At 58.7% G+C, this 16,399-nt stretch carries 15 protein-coding genes; 10 read left to right on the top strand and 5 right to left on the bottom strand.

Annotated elements, in window-relative coordinates:
* The first annotated feature begins 17 nt into the window (after window positions 1-17).
* The 5 genes from purU (at window position 18) to GAL01_RS14240 (ending at window position 5,513) form a co-directional block, all read left to right on the top strand.
* Window positions 18-896, top strand: coding sequence for a formyltetrahydrofolate deformylase (gene purU / locus GAL01_RS14260; protein WP_062028367.1), 879 nt, complete (start codon window positions 18-20; stop codon window positions 894-896).
* A 100-nt stretch (window positions 897-996) separates the two neighbouring features.
* Window positions 997-1,443, top strand: a complete 447-nt coding sequence (locus GAL01_RS14255) for a hypothetical protein (protein WP_145995655.1) — start codon at window positions 997-999, stop codon at window positions 1,441-1,443.
* Between the two features lie 155 nt (window positions 1,444-1,598).
* Window positions 1,599-3,017 (top strand): FAD-binding oxidoreductase, encoded by a 1,419-nt coding sequence (locus GAL01_RS14250; RefSeq protein WP_062028362.1) that lies wholly within the window; start codon window positions 1,599-1,601, stop codon window positions 3,015-3,017.
* A 56-nt stretch (window positions 3,018-3,073) separates the two neighbouring features.
* Window positions 3,074-4,567: a malate dehydrogenase (quinone) gene (gene mqo / locus GAL01_RS14245; RefSeq protein WP_062028359.1), complete on the top strand. Its 1,494-nt coding sequence runs from the start codon at window positions 3,074-3,076 to the stop codon at window positions 4,565-4,567.
* Between the two features lie 127 nt (window positions 4,568-4,694).
* Window positions 4,695-5,513 (top strand): DeoR/GlpR family DNA-binding transcription regulator, encoded by an 819-nt coding sequence (locus GAL01_RS14240; RefSeq protein WP_062028358.1) that lies wholly within the window; start codon window positions 4,695-4,697, stop codon window positions 5,511-5,513.
* 23 nt (window positions 5,514-5,536) lie between these two features.
* Here GAL01_RS14240 and mntR read toward each other — a convergent pair whose 3' ends face one another.
* The gene (gene mntR, locus GAL01_RS14235; protein WP_062028357.1) at window positions 5,537-6,028 is read right to left on the bottom strand and encodes a manganese-binding transcriptional regulator MntR; all 492 of its coding nucleotides are present in this window, start codon (window positions 6,026-6,028) and stop codon (window positions 5,537-5,539) included.
* A gap of 169 nt (window positions 6,029-6,197) precedes the next feature.
* Between mntR and GAL01_RS14230 the strand changes: the two genes are divergently transcribed.
* The gene (locus GAL01_RS14230) at window positions 6,198-7,532 is read left to right on the top strand and encodes an Nramp family divalent metal transporter (protein WP_062028356.1); all 1,335 of its coding nucleotides are present in this window, start codon (window positions 6,198-6,200) and stop codon (window positions 7,530-7,532) included.
* Between the two features lie 3 nt (window positions 7,533-7,535).
* Here GAL01_RS14230 and GAL01_RS14225 read toward each other — a convergent pair whose 3' ends face one another.
* The 3 genes from GAL01_RS14225 to GAL01_RS15565 form a co-directional block, all read right to left on the bottom strand.
* The gene (locus tag GAL01_RS14225) at window positions 7,536-8,492 is read right to left on the bottom strand and encodes a glutaminase (protein ID WP_062028355.1); all 957 of its coding nucleotides are present in this window, start codon (window positions 8,490-8,492) and stop codon (window positions 7,536-7,538) included.
* A gap of 142 nt (window positions 8,493-8,634) precedes the next feature.
* Window positions 8,635-10,056, bottom strand: coding sequence for a siroheme synthase CysG (cysG, locus tag GAL01_RS14220; RefSeq protein WP_062028353.1), 1,422 nt, complete (start codon window positions 10,054-10,056; stop codon window positions 8,635-8,637).
* 143 nt (window positions 10,057-10,199) lie between these two features.
* Window positions 10,200-10,424 carry a hypothetical protein gene (locus tag GAL01_RS15565; RefSeq protein ID WP_145995654.1) on the bottom strand — a complete coding sequence of 75 codons (225 nt, stop codon included), beginning with the start codon at window positions 10,422-10,424 and terminating at the stop codon, window positions 10,200-10,202.
* Window positions 10,425-10,630: 206 nt separating this feature from the next.
* Here GAL01_RS15565 and GAL01_RS16100 point away from each other — a divergent pair, with 206 nt between their 5' ends.
* The 3 genes from GAL01_RS16100 to GAL01_RS14205 all read left to right on the top strand — a co-directional run bounded on the left by GAL01_RS16100 (window position 10,631) and on the right by GAL01_RS14205 (window position 14,188).
* The gene (locus tag GAL01_RS16100) at window positions 10,631-10,756 is read left to right on the top strand and encodes a hypothetical protein (protein WP_255308594.1); all 126 of its coding nucleotides are present in this window, start codon (window positions 10,631-10,633) and stop codon (window positions 10,754-10,756) included.
* Window positions 10,757-10,785: 29 nt separating this feature from the next.
* Complete coding sequence (locus GAL01_RS14210; protein WP_062028349.1) at window positions 10,786-11,373, top strand: HD domain-containing protein; 588 nt, start codon at window positions 10,786-10,788, stop codon at window positions 11,371-11,373.
* A gap of 154 nt (window positions 11,374-11,527) precedes the next feature.
* Window positions 11,528-14,188: a TonB-dependent receptor plug domain-containing protein gene (locus tag GAL01_RS14205; RefSeq protein ID WP_062028391.1), complete on the top strand. Its 2,661-nt coding sequence runs from the start codon at window positions 11,528-11,530 to the stop codon at window positions 14,186-14,188.
* 6 nt (window positions 14,189-14,194) lie between these two features.
* Here the strand turns inward: GAL01_RS14205 and alr are convergent, their stop codons facing one another.
* Entirely contained in the window at window positions 14,195-15,298 is a 1,104-nt protein-coding gene (alr, locus tag GAL01_RS14200) for an alanine racemase (protein WP_062028347.1), read from the bottom strand.
* Between the two features lie 284 nt (window positions 15,299-15,582).
* Between alr and GAL01_RS15560 the strand changes: the two genes are divergently transcribed.
* Window positions 15,583-16,399, top strand: an 817-nt coding sequence (locus GAL01_RS15560; RefSeq protein WP_145995653.1) for a site-specific integrase, incomplete at its 3' end; no start/stop codon positions are given.

Below are 16,399 nucleotides of genomic sequence, written 5' to 3'. Positions count from 1 at the left end.
ACGGGAAAAGACCTTCCATGACGGCCTCTTCAGTTCCGCAGACGACCTATGTCCTGACGCTTTCCTGCCCCAACCGCCCGGGTATCGTGGCGGCCATCAGCGGGAAGCTGGCGGAGCTGGATGCCAACATCACGGAAGCTCAGCAGTTCGATGACCGGGACAGCACGGTCTTCTTCATGCGGATCGTCTTCGAAGTCGCACAAGACCGGACCGGCATGCAACAGCTCCAGGAGGCGCTGGCCATTCTGGGGAACAGTTTCAGTATGGAGTGGGCCCTGCATGATCGCAGCGTCAAGCCGAAGGTCCTGCTGATGGTCTCCCGCTTCGATCACTGTCTGGTCGATCTGCTCTATCGCTGGCGTATCGGGGAACTGCCAATCGAGCCGGTTGGTATCGTATCGAACCATCCACGCGAAGTGTTCGCGGATCTGGATTTCTACGGCATTCCATTCGATCACGTGCCCGTCACGAAAGAAACGAAGCCCGCGCAGGAAGCCCATGTGCTGGAACTGCTGGCATTGAGCGGTGCCGAACTGGTTATTCTCGCGCGTTACATGCAGGTTCTGTCAAACGAGATGGCCGCCAGCCTGTCCGGTCGCTGCATCAATATCCACCACTCCTTCCTGCCCGGCTTCAAGGGTGCGCGCCCGTACCATCAGGCTTTTGCCCGCGGCGTGAAGCTGATCGGTGCAACCGCCCATTACGTTACGCGTGATCTGGATGAAGGTCCGATCATCGAACAGGATGTGGAGCGTATTTCCCATGCCGACACGCCTGAAGACCTGATCCGCAAAGGACGCGATATCGAACGTCGCGTTCTGGCACGTGCAGTCCGGTATCACATCGAACGCCGGACCATCATCAACGGCAACAGGACAGTCGTCTTCACGCCCTGAGACGGGTTTTTATTTGACGGGACATAAAAATTTCGCACGACATCCTGAATATTCTCTCCTACGCTCAACCGGCATTTTCACTGTCGGTGGCAATATTCAGATGAACGCTCGCAAAATTCTCTGTTCACTGGCCCTGTTTGCGACTTTGATCAGTCAGGCAGCCTGTTCCGGCAACTGGGTTCTTGAAAAAAGGCTGACACCGGCCGACACGCTGCAGGCAACATCCAAACGGACCGTCGTTCCCGGTACGTTTGTCATGACCGTCAAAAGCGTGAATGTTTTTAACAAGATGGTCTTTCTCAACTCCGAAGACACGTATCTGGACCGGGCCAATGTCGCCGTACAGATCACATCTTCGGTCGCCTATAATGCCGATATCCGGTTTGGTGGCGATTTCCGCAACATGGTGCTGAACAGGAAAATTCTGGTGATCGGCTCGGCCATGAAAGTCGGGGCGGATCTCGAACAGGGGATCATCGTCAACACCAAGGGTGACGAGCGGACGTATATTTTCGTCAGCCGGGCAAGCAATATTTTCTTTGAGTAAGCTTCATCTCTTGCCGGAATGCGCCCTGATCTTTCAGTGCGGATCCGGTTTCAGACAGATTATTTCATTCTATACCCCCATATTAATCAGAAGATATTTCCCAAGCCTGAGATCCAGCCTATGAAGAGCGTCCTGTCTTTATGCCGGATCCAGTCATGACCGCCTCTTCCCTTCCTGCTCAGGACCGCCTGCAGGCCATTCTCAAGGCCCTTCAGCCCGTCATGGGAGAGCAGATCAGCACCGCACCCTCCGTTCGTGAGGAACACAGCCACGGCGAGGCCATGAATGCCTCCCGACTGCCCGAGGCGGTCGTGTTCGCGGAAAGCACGCAGGATGTCGCAACCGTTTTGCGGCAGTGTCATGAATGGCGGGTTCCGGTTGTGGCATTCGGGGCCGGTACCTCGGTCGAAGGGCATGTCGTCCCGCCTGAACAGGCCATCAGCCTCGACCTGTCGCGCATGACCGGCATCGTGGAACTGAACGCCGAGGATCTGGACTGCCGGGTTCAGGCTGGCATCACGCGCCAGACGCTGAATGTGGAAATCCGCGATACCGGCCTGTTTTTCCCGGTCGATCCGGGTGGAGAAGCGACGATTGGTGGCATGTGCGCCACCCGCGCCTCGGGTACAGCCGCCGTGCGTTACGGCACGATGAAGGAAAACGTGCTTGGCCTGACCGCTGTGCTTGCAACCGGCGAAATCATCCGCACGGGCGGACGCGTCCGCAAGTCCTCCACCGGCTATGACCTGACGTCGCTGTTCGTCGGCTCGGAAGGGACACTGGGGATCATCACGGAAGTCCAGCTTCGGCTGCATGGACGCCCCGAGACCGTATCCGCGGCCATCTGCCAGTTCGAGAGCCTGCATGACGCGATCCGGACCGCCATGGAAATCATCCAGTGCGGCATTCCCATCACCCGCGTGGAACTGATGGACAGCGTGCAGATGACGGCCTCCATCCAGTATTCCGGCCTCACGGAATATCAGCCGCTGACGACACTGTTCTTCGAATTCACCGGCTCGCCTGCGGCCGTGCGCGAACAGGTCGAGACGACGGAAGCCATTGCGTCAGGCAATAACGGGCTGGGTTTTGCGTGGGCGGAGAGTGCGGAAGAGCGTACCCGTCTGTGGAAAGCGCGGCATGACGCCTACTGGGCGGCAAAGGCCATTGTTCCGGGCGCGCGGGTCATTTCCACGGACTGTATCGTTCCGATTTCGCGTCTGGGCGAGCTGATCGAAGGCGTGCATCGCGATATCGAAGCGTCCGGCCTGCGCGCACCGCTTCTGGGCCATGTTGGGGACGGCAATTTCCATACTCTCATCATTACGGACGACACACCCGAAGGGCATGAACGTGCCCTCGATCTGGACCGGAAAATCGTTGCCCGCGCCCTGTCGCTGAACGGATCATGCAGCGGTGAGCATGGCGTTGGCATGGGCAAGCTGGAATTTCTGAAAACCGAGCATGGTGCTGGAAGCCTGGGCGTGATGCGGGCGCTGAAAAACACGATGGACCCGCATCATATCCTCAATCCCGGCAAGCTCCTGCCTGCGGGCCCTGTTTACACGGGCTGAACTTTCGGGGATCTTTTGTCCTCTTTTCTTTCCAGCCCTTGCCGGATTTCAGCCTCATGCCGTCAGTTTCCAGCCTCTGCCCCGATGTCGTTCTGATCGGTGCGGGGATCATGAGTTCCACACTTGCGGCCCTGCTGCGCGAGCTCGATCCGTCGCTGTCGATGATGATGTTCGAGACGCTGGCCGATTGCGGGCAGGAAAGTTCCTATGCCTGGAACAATGCCGGGACCGGACATGCCGGGAACTGCGAACTGAACTATACGCCACAGCGCGCGGATGGCAGCATCGACATTTCCAAGGCGCTGGCGATCAACACGGAATTCGACCTCTCAAGGCAGCTCTGGGCGCACTGGGTCCGCGAAGGCCGCATTGCCGATCCGGCCTCCTTCGTGCAGCCCTGTCCGCATATCAGTCTGGTCTGGGGGGCAGAAAACGTAGCCTTTCTCAAGGCCCGTTACGAGGCGATGGTCGCCCATCACTGTTTTGCGGATATGGAATACACGTCCGATCCGGCCGTCATCGCGCAATGGGCGCCCCTTGTGATGGCAGGGCGCGATACGTCACAGCCCGTTGCGGCTACGCGCATCAGAGGAGGCACGGACGTCAATTTCGGCGCCCTGACCCACGCGCTGACGGCCTCTCTCAAGACAGACCGCAACATCGCCATTCACTACAATCATCGCGTCACCGGCCTGACACGCACCACGGACGGCCGCTGGCGCGTGACGGCCACAGATACCGAAAGCGGCTACACGACCACGGTTCTGGCGCGTTTCGTGTTCATCGGCGCGGGGGGCAATGCGCTGCCACTGCTTCAGGCCTCCGGAATTCCCGAAGCGGCACATTATGCCGGTTTCCCCGTCAGCGGCCTGTGGCTACGCTGCATGGATCCGGCCATTACCGGGCAGCACCACGCCAAGGTTTACGGCAAGGCCGCTGTCGGTTCGCCCCCCATGTCGGTCCCGCATCTCGATACGCGCGTCATCGACGGAAAATCATGCCTGCTCTTCGGGCCCTATGCGGGATTTTCCACGAAATTTCTCAAAAGCGGCTCCTGGACGGATTATTTCCGCTCCCTGACGCCTCGAAACATCATTCCCGCCCTGACCGCCGGAAAGGACAATCTCGGACTGCTGGACTATCTCGTGCGTCAGGTTCTCCAGACGAACGAGGCCCGCTTCAAAGCCCTTCAGGACTTCTACCCGACGGCCAGACCCGAGGACTGGACGAAAGTCGTGGCCGGACAGCGCGTCCAGATCATCCGACCGGACACAGGACTGCACGGAACACTGCGTTTTGGCACCGAACTCGTCAAAAGCGCCGACCGTTCCCTCATGGCGGTTCTCGGCGCCTCTCCCGGAGCGTCGATTGCAGCCTCCGTGGCCCTTCAGGTTATCCAGCAGGTCTTCCCCGGACGGCTGACAGAGGCGGACTGGCTGCCTCGTCTGCGTCAGGTCTTTCCCGCCTACGGGATTGACCTGACCAAAGACGCGCAGGCGTGTGCATTACTGCGGGAAAATACCGCGCATGTTCTGAAAATCACGGGTTAAGACCAGTAGTCACCTTTTTAGAGCCGGATTTCGCTCAACGGACGTTACAGGTTCCTTCCGCTCTGATATGATATGTATGATTTTACATTCGTCTGTTTGCTTTCACGCTCAGGAATCGATTTTACACATGACTGATGGTTCGGGCTCCGTGATCACCACCGCCTCGCCGCAGAGTTCGAAACGGCGGGATAATTCGGCCCGGCAGAAACAGATCCTCGACGTCCTTCTCGAATCCGGAAGCGCCACCATCGAAGGTCTGGCGGAGCGTTTCGGGGTCAGTCGCATGACAATCCACCGCGACTCCCACGCCCTCGTGCAGCAGGGCCTGATCGACAAGCTGCATGGCAGCATCGTCCTGCGCAACAAGGTTACGACGCAGAAAACCGTCAATTTCCGACGCTCACGCGCGACAGATCTCAAGGACGCAATCATCCAGCGTGCCGTCTCGCTGATCCAGCCCGAGCAGGTTCTGGTTCTTGATGACTCCACAACGGTCGCGGCCATGCTGCCGCTTCTGCCCGCTCTTGCGCCCCTGACGATCATTACCAATGCCGTCGGTGTGATTCAGGCGCTCTCGCCCTATCCCAACCTGAAACTGATCTGCCTTGGCGGCGACTATAATCCGCCGCGCAATGCGTTTTTCGGTCTGGTCTGCGAGCAGGCCGCGCAATCCCTGCGGGCCAACATGATGTTCCTCTCGACGTCCATCATCCATAACGCCACCGCGTTCCAGAACGATCAGGATGTGGTCAAGGTCAAGCGGATCATGATGGATATGGCGGACCAGTGCGTCCTGCTGGTGGACAGCACGAAGTTTCGCAAAGGTGGCCTGCACCGGCTGGCGTCCCTGTCGGAATTCGACCATGTCCTGACTGATTCCCATCTCAAGCCATCCATCGCGAAGGCTCTGGCGCAGGAAGACGTCAATCTCGAAATCTGCACCTGAGTGCAGATTTCAGACACGGAATATCAGGCGTCCGGCAAGTCCTGCATGAACTGCTTCAGATTGCCCCGGATCGCCTTTTCAAACAGCGTCAGAGTCTCGCTTCCGACGTAGTGCTCCACGCCTTCGGAATCGACGCGGGCATTTTCTTCACTGACGCCGAGCGCCAGCAGAAACGCCTCTACGATCCGGTGCCGGTGCCGCGCCCTGTCCGCCATTTCCTGTCCGGAAGGCGTCAGAAATACCCCTCTGTAAGGTTTCTGCGTGACGTAGCCTTCCGTCGCGAGACGGGCGAGCATTTTCGCCACTGTCGGCTGAGACACGCCCAGACGCCCGGCGATATCGACCTGCCGGGCTTCCTGCCCTTCCGACAGCAGATCCGAAATCAGCTCGACATAGTCTTCCACCAGAACGTTGCGCCGCGCCTCACGATTGGCGCGGAAGCCTTCGGAATGGGTTTCGACATCAGGCAGCGTCTCCTTCGGCGCGGTGTCCTTCAGCCGTTTTTTCCGTTCCATTCCCGTCCTGTGCCTCTATCCAGAAAACATTATTCACGGCGGAATAAAACATTCCGGACCGCTGTGCCAGTCCGGACGATCACGATTTCCAGAGATTCCGTATTTTTCATGAGGCTCATCAATATAGCATATTGAATATAAATTCCGGATGGGATTGAATACAATCCCGATGCCTGACACCAACGCCCCCCGTACGCCCTCCCCAGCCATGCGCCCGAGCCTGCCCGATGTGTTCTCCAGCATCCGCGTTCCGGGTGCGGAAGCGTCGTGGTTCAGCCGTTTCATGGCGTTCGTCGGGCCGGGATTCATGGTCTCGGTCGGCTATATGGACCCGGGAAACTGGGCCACCGACCTTCAGGGCGGCGCGCGGTATGGCTATACGCTGCTCTGCGTCATCATGCTGTCGAACCTCATGGCGATCCTGCTTCAGGCACTCTCCGCCCGCCTCGGGATTGCGACGGGGCAGGATCTCGCACAGGCCTGCCGGAGCCATTTTTCCCCGTGCGTGAACATCGTTCTGTGGCTAGCCTGTGAACTGGCCATCATTGCCTGCGATCTGGCGGAAGTCATCGGCACGGCAGTGGCGCTTCAGCTCCTGTTCGGTCTGCCCCTCCTCGGAGGCGCCCTGCTGTCCATTCTGGACGCGCTGATCGTGCTGATGCTGATGAACCGGGGCTTCCGGTATCTGGAGGCGTTCGTGATCGCGCTTCTGGGGATCATCGCCCTGTGCTTCGGGGTCCAGCTCGTCGCGGCAGCTCCGCCCGTTCACAGCATTCTGGCTGGTCTGATCCCCGATCCGAAAATCGTGACGACGCCGGGGATGCTTTATATCGCCATCGGCATCATCGGTGCCACGGTCATGCCGCATAACCTGTATCTGCATTCCTCGATCGTCCAGACCCGCGCCTACGAACGCACTCCGGCCGGACGGCGGGACGCAATCCGCTGGACGACGTGGGACAGTACGATTGCCCTGACGCTGGCGCTGTTCATCAATGCGGCCATCCTGATCGTGGCGGCAGCGGCGTTCCATAATTCCGGCCATCAGGATGTGGCGGAAATCCAGGATGCCTACAGACTGCTCTCCCCGATCCTCGGGCTGGGCATCGCCTCCACGCTGTTCGCGCTGGCACTTCTGGCGGCCGGAACGAACTCCACAATCACCGGCACTCTGGCCGGACAGATCATCATGGAAGGCTTTCTGCACCTTCGCATCCCGCACTGGGCGCGGCGGCTGCTGACCCGCGGGCTGGCGATCATTCCCGTGGCGATCGTCACGCTGATCTATGGTAACCGGGGGGTGGGCGATCTGCTGATGGCCAGTCAGGTCATCCTGTCGCTGCAACTGCCCTTTGCTGTCATACCGCTGGTCATGTTCGTCTCGGACCGGCGCAAGATGGGCGAATTCGTGATCTCGCTGCCCGTTCGCATCCTGTCATGGGGCGTGGCGGGGCTCATCCTGTTGCTGAACTTCAAGCTGCTTTACGACACCCTGGCGGGCTGAGCGTCAGGTCGGGTTGGCGACCCACGGGCTGGCCCGGAACACCGACCATCCCGTATGCTGCACGAGCCGTTCCAGCGCACGCGTGCCCAACAGGGAATTGCCCTGCGCGTTCAGCCCCGGCGACCACACCGCGATGGACGCCACACCCGGCGCAATCGCGAGAATGCCGCCTCCGACACCGGATTTTCCGGGCAGACCCACACGGATGGCAAAGGCCCCCGAACCGTCATAATGGCCGCACATCATCATCAGCGCGAGGATCGTCTGGGCGTTGCGCTCTGACATGACGCGCTCGCTGGTCAGCGGGTTCAGGCCGCCCGTCATGAGATAGGTCCCGACCTGCGCGAGCTGCTGGCAGGTCATGGTGAGGGCGCATTGATGGAAATAGAAATCCAGCGTGTCTTCGACGACATTACGGATATTGCCGAAGGTCCGCATATAGTTCGCAAGCGCCATGTTGCGAAAGCCGGTTTCGCGTTCCTGCCGCGCGACATCCGTGTCGATGTCGATCGAGGCCGGATCATCCACCAGCGGACGCAGGAAATCCAGCAGGCGCGTGCGGGCATTTTCGCGGCCATAGCGGGACACCAGAATATCGGCGATCACGATGGCGCCCGCATTGATGAACGGATTACGCGGAATGCCGTGCTCGTTTTCAAGCTGGATGATGGAGTTGAACGCGCTGCCCGAAGGCTCCTGACGTACGCGCCCCCACAACTCCTCCCCCATCGCATTGAGCGCCATGCTGAGGCTGAACACCTTGGACACGCTCTGCACCGAGAACGGAACAGCCGCATCCCCGACCGTGTGTGTCTCTCCATCCATCCCCACGACGGCCATGCCGAAGCGGTTAAGGTCCACTCGTGCGAGGGGAGGAATGTAATTGGCAACAGCACCCCGTTCGGAGGCCGTCCGCATTTCCTCTGCGATCGAGACGATAATGGACGCAAGTGTGGTCATGGGGCCTCGGTGTGTGGAACGCGATGTGACTGAAAGGACAGGAGTTTCACAGGCTGCCCGACCTTCGGGCAACCCGCACGGGCGTGAAGAGGGATATGCATTCATAGCATGGCTGAAAGAGTCTCCCTTCACGCCATGCAGATCAGGGGGAAATCACCCGATGCCGCACCACCTGCCCCACGATCACCAGCGCAGGCGATTTCACCCGCGCTTCGGCCGCCTGTTGCGCAATGGTGCTCAGCGTCCCGGTCAGCACACGCTGAGACGGCTGTGTGCCGCGCTCCACGATCGCCACGGGCCAGTCTGCCGGCAGTCCCTTTTCGAGAAGTCCGGCGGCAAGCTGCGGCAGGGTTGAAATCCCCATATAGATCACGACTGTCTGCCGACGATCGGCCATGTCGTCCCAGGGCAGATCCAGAACCCCGTCGGCTTTCGCATGTCCTGTCACGAACAGGCAGGCCTGCGCACAATCACGATGTGTCAGGGGAATGCCGGAATAGGCCGCGCATCCGTTCGCTGCGGAAATGCCCGGAACCAGCTGAAAGGCGACCCCGGCCTCTACCAGCGCTTCGATTTCCTCTCCACCGCGGCCGAAAATGAACGGATCGCCCCCCTTGAGACGCAGGACGCGTTCGCCCGCCTGTGCGCGGCGGATCATTTCACGGTTGATCTCATCCTGCGGCAGGGCATGCCGGTCCCGCTGTTTGCCAACAAACACGAGTTCTGCGTCCCGGCGAACCATGCCGAGGAGGGCCGGAGACAGGAGATTGTCGTAGAGGACGCAATCCGCATTCTGCATCAGACGCAGCGCCTTGAGGGTCAGCAGATCCGGATCGCCGGGCCCGGCTCCAACCAGCCAGACCTCTCCGGGTTTACGTTCCGCGTCCAGAAGCGCGTTCAGCAGTGCATCCGCTCGGATCGCGTCGCCATTCCGGGCGGCTTCCGCGCCGGGGCCATCCAGAAAATCCTCCCAGATGCGCTTGCGGTCCTGCACCTGTGGGTAATGCTCCGAAACCCGTGCCCTGCGGGATTGCATATAAGCGGACAAACGCCCCGTCCCCTCGGGCAGGAGCGCCTCGATCTGTTCACGCAGACGGCGTGCCAGAACCGGAGCGGCGCCCCCTGTGGACACGGCCACTCGCACGCCGCCCCGGCGGACCTGAGCCGGTGTGATGAAGCTCGACGGCTGCGGATCATCTACCGCGCAGACAGGAATGTTCAGCGCATCGGCCAAAGCCGCAACCTGCCGGTTGACCTCGCGGCTATCGGTTGCGGCATAGACCAGCCGACAGCCTGGCAGATACTCCCTCAGGGCCGCCTCATCCGCCCGTCCACCAACATGGCGCACCGCGCCGCTCTCAACCCAACCCTGCACAACCGGATTGAGGGTCTCGGCCAGAACATCAATCCGCGCGCCATGATCGAGCAGAAGCCGCCCCTTGTTTACGGCGATTTCTCCACCTCCTACCAGCAGAACGCGCGCCCCCGCGAGCCGAAGGGAGACCGGAAACCAGCCACCCTCTGGAAGGGCGTCTGAACTGGAATGAGAAGGCTGGCTGTTCATTGAGGCACGGATTTCCGGATCTGGGGCAGGCAGAGGCTTATGAAGCCGCATTCAGCGACAGCCCGGCCACGACGTCAAATCCGAAAATCATGTCTTCAGGGGCGGGGCACGCATCCGCTGTCAGCACAGGCCCGCAAAGGCAGTTACCAGCCGCCCTGTCCGCCCGGACCGCCGCTTATGCCACCACCGCCCATACCGCCACGACCCTGGCTTCCCATGCCCTGGCCGACCATATTCTGACCATACCCCCTGTCGCCATGATGATGGTGATGCCGGTCATTGTCCCGACGGCCATCGTAAGGGCCGTCACAGGCTGCAAGCGACAGCGTCAGAGTGGCCCCGAGAACCACAGCTAGAATTTTTTTCATGAGATACTCCATCACGACTGTGTCGATGCCCATCATGCCCGGCGAAATATGGCGTTCTCAAGGACAGCACGGTAACGGAAAATGACAATCCCGGATCGTGGAGGAATATTCCCGCAGACGGCACGGCAGAAATGGCGTAATTCTTCAGAAGCAGAGAGGCTGTTGACTGGCCTCGCGGACTGCACTTCTTTCAGGGAGCGTGTCTCATGGCTGGATTGATGGTCAAAATCTTCAGATCCCTCCAGCAGGGGCCCGGCTTCATCATCCTGCTCGTGCTGCTGGCCGTTGCCTCCTTTGTGGGGTATGAAATCCTGTACGCGCTTGTCCGATAAGGCGCTCACCACAGACTGGACTTTGCTTCATGACGAAAGGCGATCTTGAAAAGCGCCTCGATTTTCTTCGGGAAGCATCCCGGCTGAAGGATATCCTCAGACGGACCTATACCCATGGTGGGCAGACCGAAAGCACGGCGGAACATACCTGGGCCCTTTGTCTTCTGGTCATGACTTTTGCCGACCAGCTTGAAGGCATCGACCTTCTGAAGCTTCTGAAAATCTGCATTCTTCATGATCTCGGCGAAGCCATTCATGGCGACGTCCCCGCAATCTCCGCTCATGCGTCCGCCAACAAAGCGGCGCAGGAGCGCGAAGACCTGCTGACGATCATGGCCCCCCTGCCTGATGAGCTTCAGGAGGAGTTTCTGGCGCTGTGGGACGAGTATGAAAACGCGGCTTCTCCGGAAGCACGGCTGGCCAAGGCGTTCGACAAGATCGAGACCATCAGCCAGCACAATGCCGGGCTCAACCCGGATGATTTCGACCATACGTTCAATCTGACCTATGGCCGAAAATATACCGATGCGACCGAACTGACGCGCCGGATCCGCGACATTCTGGACGAGGAAACGCGCCGGAACATGATACGAAGCCGGAACATGGTGGCGGGCTGAACCGCCCTTTAGGCTCGACATGCGGAGGCAAATCCGTCAGAAGCGGCTTCAAATGGCCTTCCGCTGTTACGAAATCCTTACGGATTCGTGACATTCTGCATCTGATGTGGACGTTCAGGCCCGCACGACAATGCAGGAGCAGGCAGAAGAGCGCATGCCAGACCATGACCTGAAAATCGGCATTCTTCCGTCTGTGAGCCGCCCGCTGCTCTGTCCGGTTCTCAGGGTTGTCTGGGGTATCGGGGGGCTGATGTGCAGCGCCTCCGCATTCGCACAGACCACGCCTGCTTCCACTGCGACACCGCCCGCAGCACAGAGCAGCGGCACAAGCGTTACGACATCCACGACCTCCGTGAACGGAGACGAAAAGATCGTCGTCAAGGGCCACAAACCCGCCGGAGCCGTTCTGGGGGATGCCAAGGCGATCATGCAGATCCAGTCCGATGAGATCCGTTCCTATGGCGTCGATACCGCAGCCGATCTCCTGACGGCCATTGCCCCCGAAACCCGTTCGGGCCGGGGCGCTACCGGGAATACGCCGGTTGTGCTGCTCAACGGCAAGCGCATTTCGGGAATGCAGGAAGTCAACGACCTGCCCTTCGAAGCCATTGCCCGTATCGAGATCTTCACCGAGGAAGAAGCCCTGCGTTACGGCTATCCGGCTGATGAGCGCGTGGTGAACATCATTACCGTGAAGAATTTCCGCGCTGTCCGGATGCGTGCCTATGGCAGCACTTCCACCGATGGTGGGGGAGACGACGGGGTTCTGGGCGCGAGTTTTACGAAACTCTCAGGCGAACGGCGGATCAATCTGAGCGCGCGTTATGAGGCGCAGGCCCGTCTGCTCGACAGTGATCGCGGTGTCACGCCCCCGTCCGCAAGCGGCCTGTATTCCAACGCGGGCAATGTCACGTCTGTCAGTGGTGGCAGCCTCGATCCGGCTCTGGATGCGCTGGTCGGGCAGAGCGTTACATCCGCAGGCGTACCATCACTGGTGGCAGGGCAGGTTCCGACGCTTCAGGATTTCACGGCCTATGCCAATGCGCCGCATGTCAGTTCGAACGCCTCGGATTACAGCCTGCAGCCCCGAACACATGAACTGAGCCTGAACGGCGTCTATGCCGACCAGATCTTCAAGACTGTTTCGGCGTCATTCAATGCCAGCTACACCCACAGCAATTCCGAAAGCCTTCAGGGACCGGCACGCGGCATCCTCACCCTTCCGGCTGACAGCCTTTATTCGCCGTTTTTCCAGGACACGCTGCTCTACCGGAACTACACCACCGTTCCCGCCCTGCAACACACGGCGCATACGGACACCGTTCATGCCGGGTTGAATTTCAACGGCGATGTCGGGGACTGGAAATGGAACAGCACCGGGAGTTTCGACCGCTCCACCACGTCCACCAACAGCCAGACCGGCCTTGACCTGAGCGCCGCCCAGACAGCCCTGACCAGCGGCCTCGGCAGCTTCGATCCGTTCTCTGAAGTGGACCGCAACTGGCTGAACAGCCGTCTGGTCAATCGCGGCCACACTACCGGCACGAGCGGCGAAGTCACGGGCCTGCTGTCGGGCTCGCTCTTTTCCCTGCCCGCGGGGGATGTCTCCACCAGCATCGCGCCGACCGGCACCCTGACGGAACAGAACGCCACCTCGCTCAGTCAGGGCAAGCTGCAACGCACCCATATCAGCCGCGACGTCGGAACCCTTCAGATCGACGGCGATATTCCCATTGCCAATGCGCGCAAGCATGTCCTGTCGTTTCTGGGCAAGCTCGATGCGAACATCAATGGTGCCATCAGCCAGGTGTCCCATTTCGGAACGCTGGGAACGATCGGCGGCGGCGTGACGTGGGAGCCTGCGCCGTGGGTCCAGTTCCCGTTCTCCGTCACCGACCGCACCGAGGCCCCCGGCGCCACGGACCTCATTGCCCCGCAAATCGAGACGCCCAACGTCACGACCTATGATTACGTCACCGGACGGTCGGTGCAGGTGACGACGATTTCAGGCGGCAACCGGAACCTTCAGGCCGCAGACCGGCACGAAATCAGTATCGGGACGATTATTTCCCCGAGCTTTCTCGACGGTGCCCGTCTGCATGTGAACTACGTTCGGGACCGGAACCACAACCCGGTCATGAGCCTGCCCACCGCGACCGCCGCCATCGAAGACGCTTTCCCAGACCGCTACCAGCGCAATTCGGACGGAATTCTCGACGTCGTCGATATCCGTCCGGTCAATGCGCTGATGGAGAAGCGCAATGAGTGGAACGCGACATTCTCGTTTTCCAGACCGCTTGGAAAAAAGCCGGAAGGAAAAGGCGGGAAACATGCTGCGGGAGGACGGTATTATATTGTTCTGACGCAGGTCTGGCGCCTCAAGGACACCGTGCAGCTCCGCGGGGGGCTGCCTCCCATCGACCTGCTCAACGGCGGGACCATCGGCGGAACAGGGGGCCAGCCACGGCATGAAGTCGAGCTTCAGGGTGGTGTCTTCAAAAACGGGTTCGGCTTCCGCCTCGTGACCAAATGGCAGTCCGCAACGTCAACGCTCGCCAGCACCCATGCCAGCAGCCTGTTCTTCAGCGATCTGGCCACGGTGGATACGACGGCCTTTGCCGATCTGGGGGAAATTCCGCGCTGGCAGAAGCGCAGCTGGGCCAAGAATTTCCGGGTCATGGTATCGGTCAGCAACCTGTTCAACAGCCGCATCCGCGCCCGTAACGGCCTTGGCGTGACACCGGCGGGCTATGAACCCGCTTTTCTGGATCCGCTGGGCCGGACTGTCTCCATCTCGATCCGCAAATCGGTCTGAGACAGGTTAGCCCGCCGGCACATAAACACGATGAAAGCGGCTCCCCAGCGCGGTCAGGACTTCGTATCCGATCGTCCCTGCGGACCGTGCCAGCGCATCCACATCCTGCTGCGGGCCGAGAACGGAAAGCACATCTCCCGCTTTCAGGTCGGCAGGCGCCTCGGTCATATCCACGGAAATGCTGTCCATTGAGACACGCCCGATAACCGGGAGCCGCGTTCGGCCATACCAGACACTTGCCTGACCGGCCTGAGCACGGAAAAACCCGTCTGCATATCCAAGGCCGAGCGTGGCAACCCGCGTGGCTTTCGGGGCCGTCCAGCTCAGGCCATATCCCACCCGGTCTCCGGCCTGTATCGTCCGGATCTGTGCAATCCGTGCATCGAGCGAAACGACTGGCGCGAGAACACGACGTCCTTCGGAAGGCGCAATTCCATAAAGGGCCGCGCCGGGCCGGATCAGTTCAAAATGATAGTCCGGACCAAGAAAAATTCCCGATGATGCCGCCAGAGAGCGGGGAACACCGGGAAAAGCCGCTGCCATCGTCACAAAACGCTGTCGCTGCATCTCGTTGGCCGAGCTGTCAGGCATATCCGCACAGGCCAGATGGCTCATGACGAGTTGCAGGTTCAGCCCGTTGAAGAGGGCGCGTTCCGCCAGATCCTCAATACTCAGACCGAAGCGCGACATCCCGCTATCGAACTGGAGCGCCGCCGGAAAAGCCTGCCCCGCCTGCTCGCAGAACCGTTTCCAGCTCCGTACCTGATCGAGACTGTTCAGAACGGGGATGAGGCCGTGAGCCGCCATACTGCCCTCACAACCCGGCATGAAGCCATGCAGCACGAAAATCCGTGCCTGGGGCAGGACAGCCCGTAGCGCAATGCCTTCATCAAGATGCGCGACAAAGAATGTTCCGGCACCCCGCCCGGCCAGAGCCTGCGCCACCTGCGCCGCTCCCAGTCCATAGGCATCCGCCTTGACCACCGCGGCACATTCAGCCCCCGCGCCGAGCCCGGCTACAAGATCGTAATTATTGGCAATGGCTTTCAGGCTTACGGTCAGCCATGCCCCCGCCCTGGCGGATGCGTCGTCCTGAGAAAATATGTGCATGGGGCCGTCCGCAAGGATGTAATGCCCCTTTATGGCACTCCCGTCGCACGAAGCAACGTTCTCACCCCTCTTTTCAGAACGGAGATTCTGCGCAACAAGACGCTCTTGTCCGTATACGAACGCAATTTTCCGTCACAAGCAAAAGTAAGAAAATACCGTTTGTTTTCAACGACCTATGAACGCTTGACTATACCCCTTTAGTAAGCACTTAGCGGTAAGTGATGCCGCAAAACATATTTTTGGCATCCAGTTTATGGCCTTAAAAAATAAGGGTGCGTTCAATTATGCCAAAAAGCCCATACACACTTTACAAGCAGGACCGTTCACCAAATTGGTCTGTTCGTTTTACCGTAGATGAAAAAGTAATTCGGAAATCTTTAAAAACTGAAGATGAAACTGAAGCCCGCACGAAGGCGCAAAAAATATATTATGATATAATATTAAAAAAGGAAGCTGGAATTAATATCAATTTTTCAACTTTTGATAGCTTCATAGATCATTATATAAAACATAAAGACAGCAAGAAAAAAGATTGCAATTTTAATCTTATATTTTCTGTTGTTATAAAAAAATTCTTTCAAAACAAAAAGCCCAATGAAATTTCGCAGGAATATATAAACCGATATCCTGACTTCAGACGAACATTCGGAAGAACATACACCGGAAGAAAATATAAACTTCGCAAAGAAATTGCTGATGGCACCATCAAATTAGAAATTAACTGGATCAATTCGTTTTTGGGCTATTGTGAACGCCAAAGGTTTGTCACAGACATCCCCAGAATTAAAACAAATATCCAGATAACACGACGTTCAGCTTTTAATGATACTGAAATAAAAGTTGTCAGAAATCAGTTAGAAGAAGATATCGAATATGCAAGACGCGGATTTGGTAAGCAGCTTATAAAATATTATTTTGAATTTCTTCTATATACCGGATGCCGCCCTTGCGAATGGTTCAATTTGAAATGGCAAAACATCAATACAACGGATGATCTAATCACTATTTTTGTTCATGGAAAAAACAAGCAGCGTGAACTTGTCGCATTGCCAGAAATCCGCTTGATCCTGTCCAACTTGTATAAGATGCAGACCAAGCGAC

The sequence above is a fragment of the Gluconobacter albidus genome, assembly GCF_002723915.1.
Classification (GTDB): domain Bacteria; phylum Pseudomonadota; class Alphaproteobacteria; order Acetobacterales; family Acetobacteraceae; genus Gluconobacter; species Gluconobacter albidus.
Note: the sequence above shows the minus strand (reverse complement) of the source record. Positions and strands in the feature narration are given on the sequence as shown.